14 protein-coding genes are annotated in these 13,639 nt (G+C 62.1%); 9 read left to right on the plus strand and 5 right to left on the minus strand.

Annotation, left to right across the window (positions count from 1 at the left end; all coding sequences use genetic code 11):
* Window positions 1-69: 69 nt before the first annotated feature.
* The 4 genes from rlmD to ACMGF8_RS27660 all read right to left on the minus strand — a co-directional run bounded on the left by rlmD (window position 70) and on the right by ACMGF8_RS27660 (window position 4,505).
* Window positions 70-1,422 carry a 23S rRNA (uracil(1939)-C(5))-methyltransferase RlmD gene (rlmD, locus tag ACMGF8_RS27645; RefSeq protein ID WP_102860740.1) on the minus strand — a complete coding sequence of 451 codons (1,353 nt, stop codon included), beginning with the start codon at window positions 1,420-1,422 and terminating at the stop codon, window positions 70-72.
* Complete coding sequence (cysM, locus tag ACMGF8_RS27650) at window positions 1,422-2,324, minus strand: cysteine synthase CysM (protein ID WP_102880559.1); 903 nt, start codon at window positions 2,322-2,324, stop codon at window positions 1,422-1,424. Before cysM ends, rlmD begins: the two co-directional genes overlap by 1 nt.
* Window positions 2,325-2,440: 116 nt before the next feature.
* Window positions 2,441-3,796 (minus strand): sensor histidine kinase, encoded by a 1,356-nt coding sequence (locus ACMGF8_RS27655; RefSeq protein ID WP_102860738.1) that lies wholly within the window; start codon window positions 3,794-3,796, stop codon window positions 2,441-2,443.
* Window positions 3,783-4,505: a response regulator transcription factor gene (locus tag ACMGF8_RS27660; RefSeq protein WP_102860737.1), complete on the minus strand. Its 723-nt coding sequence runs from the start codon at window positions 4,503-4,505 to the stop codon at window positions 3,783-3,785. The genes ACMGF8_RS27655 and ACMGF8_RS27660 overlap by 14 nt, the downstream gene beginning before the upstream one ends.
* A gap of 218 nt (window positions 4,506-4,723) precedes the next feature.
* Between ACMGF8_RS27660 and ACMGF8_RS27665 the strand changes: the two genes are divergently transcribed.
* The 4 genes from ACMGF8_RS27665 to ACMGF8_RS27680 all read left to right on the plus strand — a co-directional run bounded on the left by ACMGF8_RS27665 (window position 4,724) and on the right by ACMGF8_RS27680 (window position 9,459).
* On the plus strand, window positions 4,724-7,477 hold the full coding sequence (locus tag ACMGF8_RS27665; protein WP_102860736.1) for a response regulator: 2,754 nt from the start codon (window positions 4,724-4,726) through the stop codon (window positions 7,475-7,477).
* 63 nt (window positions 7,478-7,540) lie between these two features.
* Window positions 7,541-8,530: a 2-hydroxyacid dehydrogenase gene (locus ACMGF8_RS27670; RefSeq protein ID WP_102860735.1), complete on the plus strand. Its 990-nt coding sequence runs from the start codon at window positions 7,541-7,543 to the stop codon at window positions 8,528-8,530.
* 90 nt (window positions 8,531-8,620) lie between these two features.
* Window positions 8,621-9,058, plus strand: coding sequence for a hypothetical protein (locus ACMGF8_RS27675; RefSeq protein ID WP_102860734.1), 438 nt, complete (start codon window positions 8,621-8,623; stop codon window positions 9,056-9,058).
* The gene (locus tag ACMGF8_RS27680; RefSeq protein WP_102860733.1) at window positions 9,055-9,459 is read left to right on the plus strand and encodes an META domain-containing protein; all 405 of its coding nucleotides are present in this window, start codon (window positions 9,055-9,057) and stop codon (window positions 9,457-9,459) included. The genes ACMGF8_RS27675 and ACMGF8_RS27680 overlap by 4 nt, the downstream gene beginning before the upstream one ends.
* Window positions 9,460-9,530: 71 nt before the next feature.
* On the opposite strand, the gene ACMGF8_RS27685 is transcribed toward ACMGF8_RS27680, so the two are convergent.
* Window positions 9,531-9,995 (minus strand): TlpA disulfide reductase family protein, encoded by a 465-nt coding sequence (locus ACMGF8_RS27685; protein ID WP_115580693.1) that lies wholly within the window; start codon window positions 9,993-9,995, stop codon window positions 9,531-9,533.
* Between the two features lie 139 nt (window positions 9,996-10,134).
* Here ACMGF8_RS27685 and arsC point away from each other — a divergent pair, with 139 nt between their 5' ends.
* From arsC to ACMGF8_RS27710, 5 genes are all read left to right on the plus strand, one after another.
* A complete protein-coding gene (gene arsC, locus ACMGF8_RS27690) occupies window positions 10,135-10,488 on the plus strand; it encodes an arsenate reductase (glutaredoxin) (protein WP_102860731.1) in 354 nt (117 codons plus the stop codon).
* A complete protein-coding gene (gene wrbA, locus ACMGF8_RS27695; RefSeq protein ID WP_416757913.1) occupies window positions 10,485-11,090 on the plus strand; it encodes an NAD(P)H:quinone oxidoreductase in 606 nt (201 codons plus the stop codon). Before arsC ends, wrbA begins: the two co-directional genes overlap by 4 nt.
* The gene (locus ACMGF8_RS27700) at window positions 11,083-11,505 is read left to right on the plus strand and encodes a DUF2069 domain-containing protein (protein ID WP_102860729.1); all 423 of its coding nucleotides are present in this window, start codon (window positions 11,083-11,085) and stop codon (window positions 11,503-11,505) included. Before wrbA ends, ACMGF8_RS27700 begins: the two co-directional genes overlap by 8 nt.
* A 125-nt stretch (window positions 11,506-11,630) precedes the next feature.
* Window positions 11,631-12,302 (plus strand): DNA-3-methyladenine glycosylase I, encoded by a 672-nt coding sequence (locus ACMGF8_RS27705; RefSeq protein WP_102860728.1) that lies wholly within the window; start codon window positions 11,631-11,633, stop codon window positions 12,300-12,302.
* Between the two features lie 433 nt (window positions 12,303-12,735).
* Window positions 12,736-13,401: a histidine phosphatase family protein gene (locus ACMGF8_RS27710; protein ID WP_115580694.1), complete on the plus strand. Its 666-nt coding sequence runs from the start codon at window positions 12,736-12,738 to the stop codon at window positions 13,399-13,401.
* Window positions 13,402-13,639: the final 238 nt, after the last annotated feature.

The following is a 13,639-nucleotide window of genomic DNA, read 5'->3' on the forward strand; positions in this document are numbered from 1 at the left end:
AACGCTCGGGCACAGCTCGCAGGGCCAGCGAACCACACCAGAAAGATCAGTCGGATTAGACAAGCCATCCTAGCTCGCTTCGAATAACGCCATGGCCTCGACATGCGCCGTCTGAGGAAACATATCGAGGATCCCGGCACGTTTTAACCTATAGCCCTGCTTGATCAGTTCGACCGTGTCACGAGCCAAAGTTGCCGGATTGCATGACACGTACACCAACCGCTTGGCACCCAGGCTCGCCAAGTGGCGGACCACCTCGAAAGCACCGTCGCGGGGTGGGTCCAAGAGTACCGCAGAAAAGCCTTCATCAGCCCACTCGGCAGCACTCAGAGGTTGGGATAAATCGGCTTGAAAAAAGCGCGTGTTATGCAAATTGTTGCTGGCAGCATTTTCAGCGGCCCGCGCCACCATGGTCGCCACGCCTTCCACTGCCACCACTTCCCGCACCTGCCGAGCCAGCGGCAAGGCGAAGTTGCCCAGGCCGCAGAACAAATCCAGCACCCGCTCCTGAGCTTGCGGCGCGAGCCACTCCAGAGCCTGGGCCACCATCGCTTCATTGACCCCCGCATTGACCTGGACGAAGTCACCCGGCCGATACGCCAGGTGCAGATCCCAGGTCTCCAGGCGATAACCCAGTGACTGCGATGGATCAAAGGGTTGCGGCTCACCTTCACCGTGCAGCCACAATTGCGCCTGATGGAAATCGCAGAAGTCCTTGAGGATCGTCAGGTCGCTCTCGGACAACGGCGCCATATGGCGCAACAGCACCGCTAGCGCCGAACCACTGAACAACTCCACATGCCCCAGTGCCTGAGGCTTGCTCAAGCGTCGCAGCATAGCGGGCAAACGGTTCATGACAGGTTGCAAAGCCTGTACCAGCACCGGGCAATCGTCGATGGCGACAATGTCCTGGCTACCGGCAGCACGGAAACCCACCTCAAGTTGCTTGCCCTTGGCGTCCCAGCGCACCGCCACCCGGGCGCGACGCCGATAGCCGAACTCGGGACCGCTCAAGGGAGCGGCCCAGGCCTCGGGCTCGACACCCGCGACCTTGGACAACTGCTCGGCGAGCATGCGCTGTTTCAGGGCAAGCTGTTCGGCATGGGGCAGGTGCTGGACACTGCAACCGCCGCAACGCCCGGCGTGGGCGCAGGCCGCCGGGCGACGCAGATCACTGGCGTTGAAGATGCGCTCGGCACGGGCCTCCACCACTTTGCCATGGCTGCCCAACACCCGAGCTTCGACTTCTTCACCGGCCAGGGCACCGCTGACGAACCAGGTACGCCCTTCGACAAAGGCAATGCCACGGCCATCATTGGCCAGACGCTGGATAGCCAACCGCTGCTTCTTGCCCACCGGAATCTGTGGGGCCCGGCTACCGCCCGCAGGCTGGAAGCGCAGGCCTCTCTCGTGCTTAGCCATCAGTTGGGCGCATCGAAAATGCCGGTCGACAGGTAACGATCGCCACGGTCACAGATGATCGCGACCATGACCGCGTTTTCCACTTCCCGGGACAGGCGCAGCATCGCCGCCACCGCACCACCGGAAGACACGCCGCAGAAGATGCCCTCTTCCCGAGCCAGGCGCCGGGTCACGTCTTCAGCTTCGCTCTGGGCCATATCGACGATGCGATCGACCCGGCTGGCCTGATAGATCTTCGGCAGGTACTCCTCGGGCCAGCGGCGAATGCCGGGAATCGCCGAGCCTTCCATCGGCTGCAGACCCACGATCTGCACCTGGGGATTCTGTTCTTTGAGATAGCGCGAAGTGCCCATGATGGTGCCGGTGGTGCCCATCGAGCTGATGAAGTGGGTGATGCTGCCCTGGGTCTGGCGCCAGATTTCGGGACCGGTGCCAGTGTAGTGGGCCTCCGGGTTGTCGCCGTTGGCGAACTGATCGAGCACCTTGCCACGGCCTTCGGCCTGCATCCGCTCGGCCAGGTCACGGGCGCCTTCCATGCCCTCTTCCTGGCTCACCAGGATCAGCTCGGCACCATAGGCGGTCATTGCCGCCTTGCGCTCGGCGCTGGAGTTGTCGGGCATGATCAGGATCATCTTGTAACCCTTGATCGCGGCAGCCATGGCCAGGGCGATCCCGGTGTTGCCCGACGTCGCTTCGATCAGGGTATCCCCGGCCTGGATCTGCCCACGCAACTCGGCGCGGGTGATCATCGACAGTGCCGGGCGGTCCTTGACCGAACCCGCCGGGTTATTGCCCTCGAGCTTGAGCAGCAGGGTATTGCTGGTGGCGCCAGGCAGGCGCTGCAAACGAACCAGCGGGGTGTTGCCGACGCAATCGGCGATGGTTGGGTACTGCAAGGTCATGGCGTATTCGCAATCCAGACTGCGGGGGCGCCTATCATACCGGCAAACGCCCAAGCGCCATATCACGCAAAGTGCGGGGCTTATGGCTTATTGATATAAGGCGGCACAGGGTCGTCTCAAGCCTCCGGCAAGCGCATGTGAACACGCAAGCCATGGGCCGTGTTCTGCGCCCACAAACGACCTCCCTGGCGCTCCACCGCATTGCGCGCAATGCTCAGGCCGAGGCCGAAACCTCCATCTCCCGGCCGTGAACCGTCCAGACGGATAAACGGATCGAACATGCGCTCCAACGCCTCTTCCGCTACCCCCGGCCCTTGGTCGTCCAGCCACAGATGCCAATATTCAGCGTCACGTCGACCATCGAGGATGACCAGAGCCCCGGGTGGCGAATGCCGGATGGCATTGCGCAGGATGTTTTCCAGAGCCTGGGCCAGGGTATTGAGATGCCCGCGCACCCAGCAATCCGCCGGCAGATCACAGCGCAACTGCGCTGGCGACCAGCCGCTCTCGAAGCAGGCGTTCTCGCTGAGCATTTCCCACAAGGCCTGGACCTGAATCTGCTCCTCCGGCAGCGGCGCCCGCTCGGTGTCCAGCCAGGCCAGTTGCAGGCTGTCCTCCACCAGGCGCTGCATGGCGTCGACTTCCCGGGACAAGCGCTCACGCAATGCCCCCAGGCTCTGCTCGCTGTCGCAAGCCACCCGCAGACGACTCAAGGGAGTGCGCAACTCGTGGGACAGGTCCCGCAGCAACTGCTGCTGCACAGCCACGGTGCTTTGCAGCCGCTCGGACATCTGATCGAACGCTCGCCCCAACTCCCCCAACTCGTCCTTGCGCTGAGTGGTCTCGGTGCACAGCCGCACATTCAACTGCTCCGCACGCCAGGCATTGGCCTGCTCCCGCAACTGATTGAGCGGCACCACCAACAAGCGGTACAAGCCCACGCACAGCAGCAGCGTGAACAGTCCGGGGATCACGCCGTTGGTGATCACGCGCCAGAACACACGGTATCGCCCGGGCATGAAACGCTGCGGCAGCTCGATGACCAGACTGCCGAGAGACGGATCATCGGGGAACGGAATTTTCAGCCAGGGCAACCCGCGACTGTGCCGGCTCACCGGCCAATCCGCCCCCCGCAGGAACGTCAGGCGCTGAGCCTCGGCCGCTGTCAGCGGGTAGCTGCTCAGCGCTTGCAGATCACTGCCGATGACGCCGACCCAGGTGCTCTCACGGCCTGCCATTGCCTGGATCCAGACATCCACGCCGGCATGCTGGCCGGTCTTCCAGGCCTGTTCCGCTTCCTGCGCGTAACTGCGCAAGGTAGCCCGGGCTTCATCGGCGAGGTACAGGTTCTTCTGCTCAACATAGCGCCCCCAGGACCAGCTCAACCAGATCATCAACAGACAGAACGCCACCAGCAGGCAGGCCAGCTTCCAGAACAGGGAGTGCCGGCCCGGCAGATCAGACCAGCTCATCGAAGGCACTCAGCACATAGCCCTTGCCCCACACCGTACGCACTTCACGTTCGCTGTAGCCCAGCGCCTTGAGCTTGCGACGTATCTGACTGACATGCATGTCCAGACTGCGATCGTGGGCCGCATACCCGCGTTGCAGGACATGCTGATAAAGGAAGGCCTTGCTCAGCACCTCATCGACGTTGCGGTGCAGGGTTTCCAGCAGGCGGTATTCGCTACGGGTAAGGCCCGCCGGGCGCTCGGCAAAGAACACGTCACACAGCTCGTCATCAAAACGCAGGCTCTGCACGCTGCTGCTGAGTTTCGGTGGTGTCGGCCGCCGGTCCAGGGCCACTCGCCGCAGGATGGCTTCGATGCGTACCCGCAGCTCGGCCATGCTGAAGGGCTTGGGCAAGTAGTCGTCTGCGCCCAGGCGGAATCCACTGATGCGATCGGCCTCTGCTCCCAGGGCCGACATCAGCAGCACCGGCGTGGAGTGACTCCGGCGAAAGTGGGTCAGCACCTCCAGGCCGTCCATGCCCGGTAACAGGATGTCCATCAACACCACATCGAAGGCTTGCCGACGCGCGATCCCCAGACCTTCCTGGCCGTTCTGGCACCAGGTCACGGCAAAGCCGCAGCGCCCCAGCTGCTCATGCACATAGGCACCGAGCACCGGGTCGTCTTCAATTGCCAGGATACGGGGAGGCTCAACAGCTACGGGAGTCATTAGCTTCTGCAAGTCATTCTCAGTTGGGCGATTATTCAAGATTGCCCGGTTTGCGGCAACCAGCGCCTTGGTCGTAGCCCCCTATCCGCCCTCCGGCTGTCGGCTAACGGTCTGCAATTTGCCAAGATCAGCCCCTGGCAAATCGTTACACTGCGCAGGTGGCGCATCACGGACGTGCCCGTCGACCTTTCAAAACAGCGTGGAAGCAGGAGAGTTGCGTGCTCAAGAAACTGGGAATCAAAGGCCGCGTACTGTTGCTGACCTTACTGCCCACCAGCCTGATGGCTTTGGTACTGGGCGGCTACTTCACCTGGATGCAGCTCTCCGACCTGCAGACCCAACTGCTGCAGCGCGGCGAAATGATCGCCGAACAACTGGCCTCCCTGGTGGCGCCGGCGATGGGCAACCGCAACTCGCCGATGCTCGAACGCATCGCCACCCAAGCCCTGGAACAGCAGGACGTACGCGCGGTGTCATTCCTTGCCCCCGATCGCACGCTCATGGCCCACGCCGGCCCCAGCATGCTCAATCCACCGCCCAGCGATAACAGCACCCACATCATGCAACGCAGTGGGAATGACGCGACCCGCTACCAACTGCCGGTCTTCGGCCGCCACCGCAATCTGGCCGGTGACCTGATCCCCGATGAATCAGACCGTTTGCTGGGCTGGGTGGAACTGGAGCTGTCCCACAGCGGCATGCTGTTGCGCGGTTACCGCAGCCTGTTCGCCAGTCTGCTGTTGATTGCCGCCGGCCTGGCCGGTGCTGCCCTGCTGGCAGTGCGCATGGGGCGGACCATCAACAACCCGCTGACCCAGATCAAGCAGGCCGTGGCGCAACTCAAGGACGGCAACCTGGAAACCCGCTTGCCGCCCTTGGGCAGCCAGGAGCTGGATGAGCTGGCCTCGGGCATCAATCGCATGGCCAGCACCCTGCAGAATGCCCAGGAAGAACTGCAGCACAGCATCGATCAGGCCACCGAAGACGTGCGCCAGAACCTGGAAACCATCGAGATCCAGAACATCGAGCTGGACCTGGCGCGCAAGGAAGCCCTGGAAGCCAGCCGCATCAAGTCGGAGTTCCTGGCCAACATGAGCCATGAGATCCGCACGCCCCTCAATGGCATTCTCGGTTTCACCCACCTGCTGCAGAAAAGCGAGCTGACACCGCGCCAGCTGGACTACCTGGGCACCATCGAAAAATCCGCCGACAGCCTGTTGGGGATCATCAACGAGATCCTCGACTTCTCGAAAATCGAAGCCGGCAAGCTGGTGCTCGACAGCATTCCGTTCAACCTGCGGGACTTGCTGCAGGACACCTTGACCATCCTCGCGCCGGCAGCCCACGCCAAGCAGCTGGAACTGGTGAGCCTGGTCTATCGGGATACGCCTTTGTCCCTGGTGGGCGATCCACTGCGGCTCAAGCAGATCCTCACCAATCTGGTGAGCAACGCCATCAAGTTCACCCGCGAAGGCACCATCGTCGCCCGGGCGATGCTGGAAGAAGAACACGAAGACAGCGTGCAACTGCGCATCAGCATTCAAGACACCGGCATCGGCCTGTCCAACCAGGATGTTCGCGCTCTGTTCCAGGCCTTCAGCCAGGCCGACAACTCGCTGTCGCGGCAACCCGGCGGCACCGGGCTGGGGCTGGTGATCTCCAAACGCCTGATCGAACAGATGGGTGGCGAAATCGGAGTCGACAGCACCCCGGGCGAAGGCTCGGAATTCTGGATCAGCCTGAACCTGCCGAAAACCCGCGATGACGCCGAGGACCTGCCGGGTCCACCATTGCTGGGGCGCCGCGTAGCGGTGCTGGAGAATCACGAACTGGCCCGTCAGGCCCTGCAGCATCAACTGGAAGACTGCGGCCTGGAAGTGACCCCGTTCAACACCCTGGACGCCCTGACCAATGGCATTACCGGCGTACACCAAAGCGACCAGGCCATTGACCTGGCCGTGCTCGGCATCACCACCAACGACATGTCTCCCGAACGCCTGAGCCAGCACATCTGGGACCTGGAACACCTGGGCTGCAAAGTCCTGGTGCTGTGCCCGACCACCGAACAGACGCTGTTCCACCTGTCGGTCCCCAACCCCCACAGCCAGTTGCAGGCCAAGCCGGCCTGCACCCGCAAACTGCGCCGCGCCCTGTCTGACCTGGTCACCCCGCGCCGGGCCCGCAGCGAGCCGGAGGAAAGCCTCTCCAGCCGTGCGCCACGGGTCCTGTGTGTCGACGACAACCCGGCCAACCTGCTGCTGATCCAGACCTTGCTGGAGGACATGGGCGCCAAGGTGCTGGCGGTGGACAACGGTTACGCAGCCCTGAACGCGATCCAGAACGAACCTTTCGACCTGGTGATGATGGACGTGCAAATGCCGGGCATGGACGGCCGACAAAGTACCGAGGCGATCCGCCAATGGGAAAGCGAGCGCCATGGCACGCCACTGCCCATCGTGGCCCTGACCGCCCATGCCATGGCCAACGAAAAACGCGCCCTGCTGCAAAGCGGCATGGACGATTACCTGACCAAGCCCATCAGTGAACGGCAGCTGGCCCAGGTGGTACTGAAATGGACTGGGCTGGCCTTGCGCAATCAAGGCCCGGAGCGAGCCAATGAACGCTCGGAACTGAACCTGGAGCTGCAAGTGCTGGATCAGGACGAAGGCCTGCGCCTGGCGGCCGGCAAGGCTGATCTGGCGGCGGACATGCTGGCCATGTTGCTGGCCTCACTGGAGGCCGATCGCGAGGCGATCAACGCCGCTCGTGCAGCCAACGACCACAGCGCCCTGATCGAACGGGTCCACCGCCTGCACGGAGCCACCCGATATTGCGGAGTGCCGCAGTTGCGCGCCGCCTGCCAGCGCAGCGAAACCCTGCTCAAGCAGGAAGACGTCAAAGCCTTTGCCGCTCTGGATGAGCTGGACCACGCCATCAGCCGTCTCGCCGCCGAAGCGCGGATCAACGCCTGATCCAGGACAAGACCTGCCCGGCGCCCGGCCTGCATGCTGGGCGTCCCGACCAAGGATGCAAGCATGCGTACGATTCTTTTCAGCAGCCAGACCTACGACCGTGAAAGTTTTCTCGGCGCCAGCCTGCCCACGGGTATCGAACTGCAATTCCAGGCCGCCCGCCTGAGCCTGGACACCGCGGCCCTGGCCGAGCGCCATGAAGTGGTCTGTGCCTTTATCAACGACGACCTGAGCGCTCCGGTGCTGGAGCAACTGGCCGCCGGCGGTACCCGGCTGATCGCCCTGCGTTCAGCCGGCTACAACCATGTCGACCTGCCCGCCGCCAAGCGCCTGGGCCTGGATGTGGTCCGGGTCCCGGCCTACTCGCCCCATGCCGTGGCGGAACATGCGGTGGCCCTGATCCTGGCGCTGAACCGACGCCTGCATCGAGCCTACAATCGCACCCGTGAAGGCGACTTCACCCTTCACGGCCTGACCGGCTTCGATCTGGTGGGCAAGACCGTGGGCATTGTCGGCACCGGGCAGATCGGCGCCACCTTCGCTCGCATCATGGCCGGCTTCGGCTGCCAATTGCTGGCTTACGACCCCTTCCCCAACCCTGCCGTCGAGGCCCTGGGGGCCCGCTACCTGAGCCTGCCGGAGCTACTGGCCCAGGCGCAGATCATCAGCCTGCACTGCCCACTCACCAACGACAGTCGCTACCTGATCAATCAGGACAGCCTGGCGCACATGCAGCCCGGGGCCATGCTGATCAATACCGGGCGTGGCGGCCTGGTGGATACACCGGCGCTGATCGACGCGCTCAAGAGCGGCCAACTGGGTTACCTGGGGCTGGACGTCTATGAAGAGGAAGCCCAGCTGTTCTTCGAGGACCGTTCCGACCTGCCCCTGCAGGATGACGTGCTGGCCCGGCTGCTGACCTTCCCCAATGTGATAGTCACCGCGCACCAGGCCTTCCTGACCCATGAGGCCCTGGCGGCCATCGCCGACACCACGTTGCACAACATCGCCAGCTGGGCTGCGGGCCAGCCGCAAAATCAGGTCCGAGGCTGAAATCCCGGTCACGGCCTGATCGAAGGTCGCCTGCCCGCAACCTGCGGCGCAGGGGCCCGTGCTAGCATACGCGGCAGATTTGGAGGACCCATGGTCGAACACGATTTCCGCTACAACCTGATGAACCCGCAACACACCCTGATCGAATGCCGCGCCCTGGTACCGGGTCGTTATCAAGTCACCGGCAACGGTGGTTCGATCCGTACCGACGACGTGCTGCTGGTCACACTCAAGGGCAGCAAGGACCTGTCCATGCGCCTGACAGTGGACACCGTCCGCCACCTGATCAATCCGGTCGGCCAATGGGTCGCCGTGGCCCGTGGCCCGGTATTCGGCGAACTGGCGATTCATCAATGGCAAGTCAACTGCGACAGCTGCACAGCAGAGCTGAACTTCGAGTTCGCAGTGGACGCCAAGCTCGGCACCAAGGCCCAGAAACCTGCCGCCAGCGCACGCATTGCCGAGCTGGGCTGGGCCAGTGAGGGTGAACGCCACCTCTGCCCGAAATGCCAGCAGGCCGGCCAATGAAACGCCTGGCGCTGACTGCGGCACTGGGGGCCGGCCTGATGGGCTGCGCCGCCGAGCCGCTGAAGCTGCAGCAGGATCGCAGTTACGTTCTGGAGTGGATCGGCGAACGGCCACTGATCGATTACAGCCACCTGACCATCACCTTGGGTGAAGACGGTCGCGCCTATGGCAATGGCGGATGCAACCACTGGTTCGCGCCTTACACTCTGGACGGCGAAAAGCTCCGTTTCGGCAAGGTAGGCAGCACCCGCAAACTCTGTGCTCCAGCCTTGATGGAGCAGGAACGGCGCTTCCTCCAGGCCTTGGAAAGCGTGGAGCGCTGGGATGTTTCGCCGATCGAGCAAGTGCGCTTCTGGCCTGCCGAAGGCAAGCCGCTGCGCTGGTGGCTGGAAGAAGGCTGATCCGAACCGGGGCAGGTTGACCCCAACGCCTGCGGCCGCCGACGCTATCAGCGACTGCAGGCAGTCCCCCATCAATGACCGCGCAGGGCCTGCAATTTTGCCAGCACACCCGCGGCGGTCTGCTCGCCCAGCAGTTGCTCACGCACCTTGCCCTTGTCGTCAATGATGTAGGTCACCGGCAGCGCCTCGCTGCGTGGCAAATCGAAGAGTTGCTCGGGATTCTGCGCCAGCACCGTGAACTTGATCCCCAGCTTCTCACTGGCGTTCTTGAGCTCCTCGCCCTGCACATTGTCAAAATTGACCCCCAGCACGGTGGCCGACTGCCCTTTGAGCTGCTCGTTCAGGGCATTCAATTCCGGCACTTCTGTGCGGCAAGGCCCGCACCACTCCGCCCAGTAGTTGAGCACCAGCCATTGCTTGTCGAGGCGCTCGGCGGCGACTTTCTGGCCGTATTGGTCGACCCCGTAGTCATTCCCGCAGCCGCCCAGCAATAGGGTGGTGAATATCGCCAATGCTGCTGCCAATTGCCTTGCCATGCCGTGCTTCCTGTGTTGAAGGGTGCCTTGAAAAATGATCGATGACCGATAATCGCTGCGACCTATCGACTCCCAAGGTTCAGGAGAGTCCGTCGCGCGGGTAGAATAGCCGCCACCTTACGCAAGATGCGACCCGCACATGACCGATCTGACGCTTTATCACAACCCGCGCTGCTCGAAATCCCGCGGTGCGCTGGAACTCCTGGAACAACGCGGCCTGGCGCCGACCGTGGTCCGCTACCTGGAAACCCCACTGGACGCCACCCAGTTGCACCGCCTGCTGGGCAAGCTCGGCCTCAGTGCGCGCCAACTGTTGCGCACCGGCGAGGATGAGTACAAAGAGCTCAACCTGGCGGACACCCGCCTCAGCGAAGAACAACTGATCGCTGCTATCGCCCAACACCCGAAACTCATGGAGCGGCCGATTCTCGAAACCGCCGACAAGGCCATCATCGGGCGCCCACCGGAAAATGTGCTGGAGATCCTGCCTTGAGCGCGCCGTACATCCTGATCCTCTACTACAGCCGCAACGGTTCGACCAACGAGATGGCCCGGCAGATCGCCCGGGGCGTCGAACAGGCCGGCCTGGAAGCGCGCCTGCGCACCGTGCCGGGAGTTTCCACCGAGTGCGAAGCCGTGGCACCGAGCATTCCCGAAAGCGGCGCGCTGTACGCCAGTCTCGACGACCTGAAGCACTGCTCGGGCCTGGCCCTGGGCAGCCCGACTCGCTTCGGCAACATGGCAGCCCCGCTGAAGTACTTTCTCGACGGCACCAGCAACCTCTGGCTGACCGGCGCCCTGGTGGGCAAGCCCGCCGGTGTCTTCACCTCCACCGCCAGCCTGCATGGCGGCCAGGAAGCCACCCTGCTGTCGATGATGCTGCCGCTGTTGCATCACGGCATGCTGATCACCGGCCTGCCCTACAGTGAGTCGGCGTTGCTGGAAACCCGCGGCGGTGGTACGCCTTATGGCGCAAGCCATCATGCCAGGGCGGACGGCAAGAGCCCGCTGGACGAACATGAAATCGCCCTGTGCCGGGCCTTGGGCCTGCGCCTGGCGAAAACCGCTCAGCAATTGGAGAACGGCCGTGGCTAAAAAGCCGAAGATCCTGCCCCCGGTGGAATGGCTGGAACCTCGGGTCCGGATAGCCCGAATCCTCAGCCTGATCTGTTTTTTCGGCCTGATAGGCCTGCTATGCGTTTACTACCTGCTACTAGCCGACCTCCACGGTGCCCGGCCCTGGGTGATCCTGCTGATCGAACTGGTGCCCCTGCTGTTGATGGCACCGGGCATGCTCAGCGGCAGTGCTCGCGGACACGCGTGGATGTGCTTTGTGGTCAACCTGTACTTCATCAAGGGGGCTCTGGCGGCCTACGACCCGAATCGCCAGCTGTTCGGCCTGCTGGAAATGTTCGCCAGCCTGGCGGTATTCACCTCGGCACTGCTCTACGTACGCTGGCGCTTCCAGCTCAATCGCCGGCTCGCTGGCGAAGGTGCCAACCCGGCCTGACGCCCCGCTCCCCTCTGGTTTCCCCGGGCATGACATCGCCCGGGGACCTTGCATCGCCGTTTCGGCGCCCCCACCTTGGTCAGCAGACTTCTTGACCCATACTCCCGAACCAACCCGGAGCAGGCATGCACGATTACAAATGGTTGAACGAATACTGTCTTAATCGCTTCGGTTGCGCCGCAGCCCTGGAAGCCCAGTTGCCGACGCCAGCGAACAACGACTACCTGCGTTCATTGAGCGCTGATCGCTACTTGTCGACCCTGGCGTTGCGGGTTTTTCGCGCCGGGTTGAAACACAGCCTGGTGGACGCCAAATGGCCGGCGTTCGAACAAGTGTTCTTTGGCTTCGATCCAGACAAAGTGGTGCTCATGGGCGCCGAGCATCTGGAGCGACTGATGCAGGACACACGGATCATTCGCCATCTGGGCAAGCTCAAGAGTGTGCCGCGCAATGCCCAGATGATCCTGGATGTCGAAAAGCAGCACGGCAGTTTCGGCGCCTTCATTGCCGACTGGCCGGTCCAGGACATCACTGGGCTCTGGCAATACCTGGCCAAGCACGGCAACCAGATGGGGGGGCTTTCCGCCCCACGTTTCCTGCGCATGGTGGGCAAGGACACGTTCATCCCCACGTGGGACGTCGTGGCGGCCCTCAATGCCCAGAACATCATCGACAAGGTGCCCAGCAGCAAGCGTGACCAGGCCCTGGTTCAGGAAGTATTCAACCAGTGGCAGCAAGAAAGTGGTCGACCACTGTGCCAGCTGTCGGCGATGCTGGCCTACACCGTCAATCACTGATCCCCCGTCACCAACATGGCTCTCTGCCCGGCACAACGGGCAGGGAAACATCCGCTCTCAAACTCCTCCTCCAGCTCAAGCTGACAATAAGCTGAACTAAACCTAGGTTTTTTCTTCCGCTGTTTATTATCGGATAAAGTTCACTTCGCACTTGCCTCAACGATAAGAGCGATAGATAGACAGTTAACTGCAGCCACATTCTGCGGGCCAATAGATGAATAAGGCCTGACCGCAAAGCACTGATCAGGCCAACAACCTGAACCCAGGCTGTCAGGTTTAAAAGAACTGTCGCCATTCATTCGTTTTTTTCACATTGCTTTCACTCTCCGCCCACCTGGCCCGACCTAAATTGGCCCCAGTTGCGGCGAGGGCGGCGGTGAGCGCATGCCGTTCTTTTCAGAACTCCTGGCAAAAACCTAATCAGGTAAACGACGTGCTCAATACTGCTGAATCCGGTACTGGCGGCAAGACAACCCGCAGCGTGCGCATCCTGGCTGGCGTCTGTGGGGCAGCCCTGGCAATCCTCGTCTGCGGCTTTGTCCTGTGGCCAGCCACACCACTGGACCTGGGTGTCGACAACCAGATGCAGCAAGCCGGCTTCTATCGCCACTGGCAAGACGGCGAGGTGATTGCCCTGGTGCGACATGCCGAGCGCTGCGACCGCTCCGCCAATCCCTGCCTGGGGCCTGCCGATGGCATCACCCTGCCTGGAAGCCGCATGGCAAGCGACGTGGGCCAGGCATTCCGTACTCTGGGCATGGCCTCCACCGACGTCATCAGCAGCCCGGCAACCCGGACCCGGCAAACCTCGGAGTTCATGTTCAAGCGGCCGGTGCAGACCCAGGACTGGCTGAGCAACTGCGGCAAACACTTCGAAGACCAGATCAAGACGCACAAGTTGTTCAAGCGCAACCTGATCCTGGTTACCCACAGCGATTGCATCAGTGACCTGGAAAGCCAGCTGGGCTTTGAACATGCACTGGCCAGTCATTACGCCAGTTCGCTATTTGTCACCCTGAACGTGAACGGAACCATGGAAGTACTGGGCATTATCAATGCTGAAAGCTGGCGACAAACTCTTAAGGGCCCTCTCGAGTAACTTTCAACTATTTTTAACAACTTCCCAACAGACTTCACTCAAAAAGCGGACACACTCACTCGCCAACTAATTTAGCTTATAAGCCCCTAAACCAATAGAGCGCCCCTCTCACTTACAACAAGGTCTATCAAACAGGCGAAGCCAAGTATATTTTTAAAACTAGAGAACCCCGAGCACTCGATAACAATTTACAGTTCATCAGTCGTACCTGATGAATGCAGCGAAGTACCGTTTTCAA

Source organism: Pseudomonas sp. BNK-7 (assembly GCF_048072025.1).
Taxonomy (GTDB): domain Bacteria; phylum Pseudomonadota; class Gammaproteobacteria; order Pseudomonadales; family Pseudomonadaceae; genus Aquipseudomonas; species Aquipseudomonas danubii.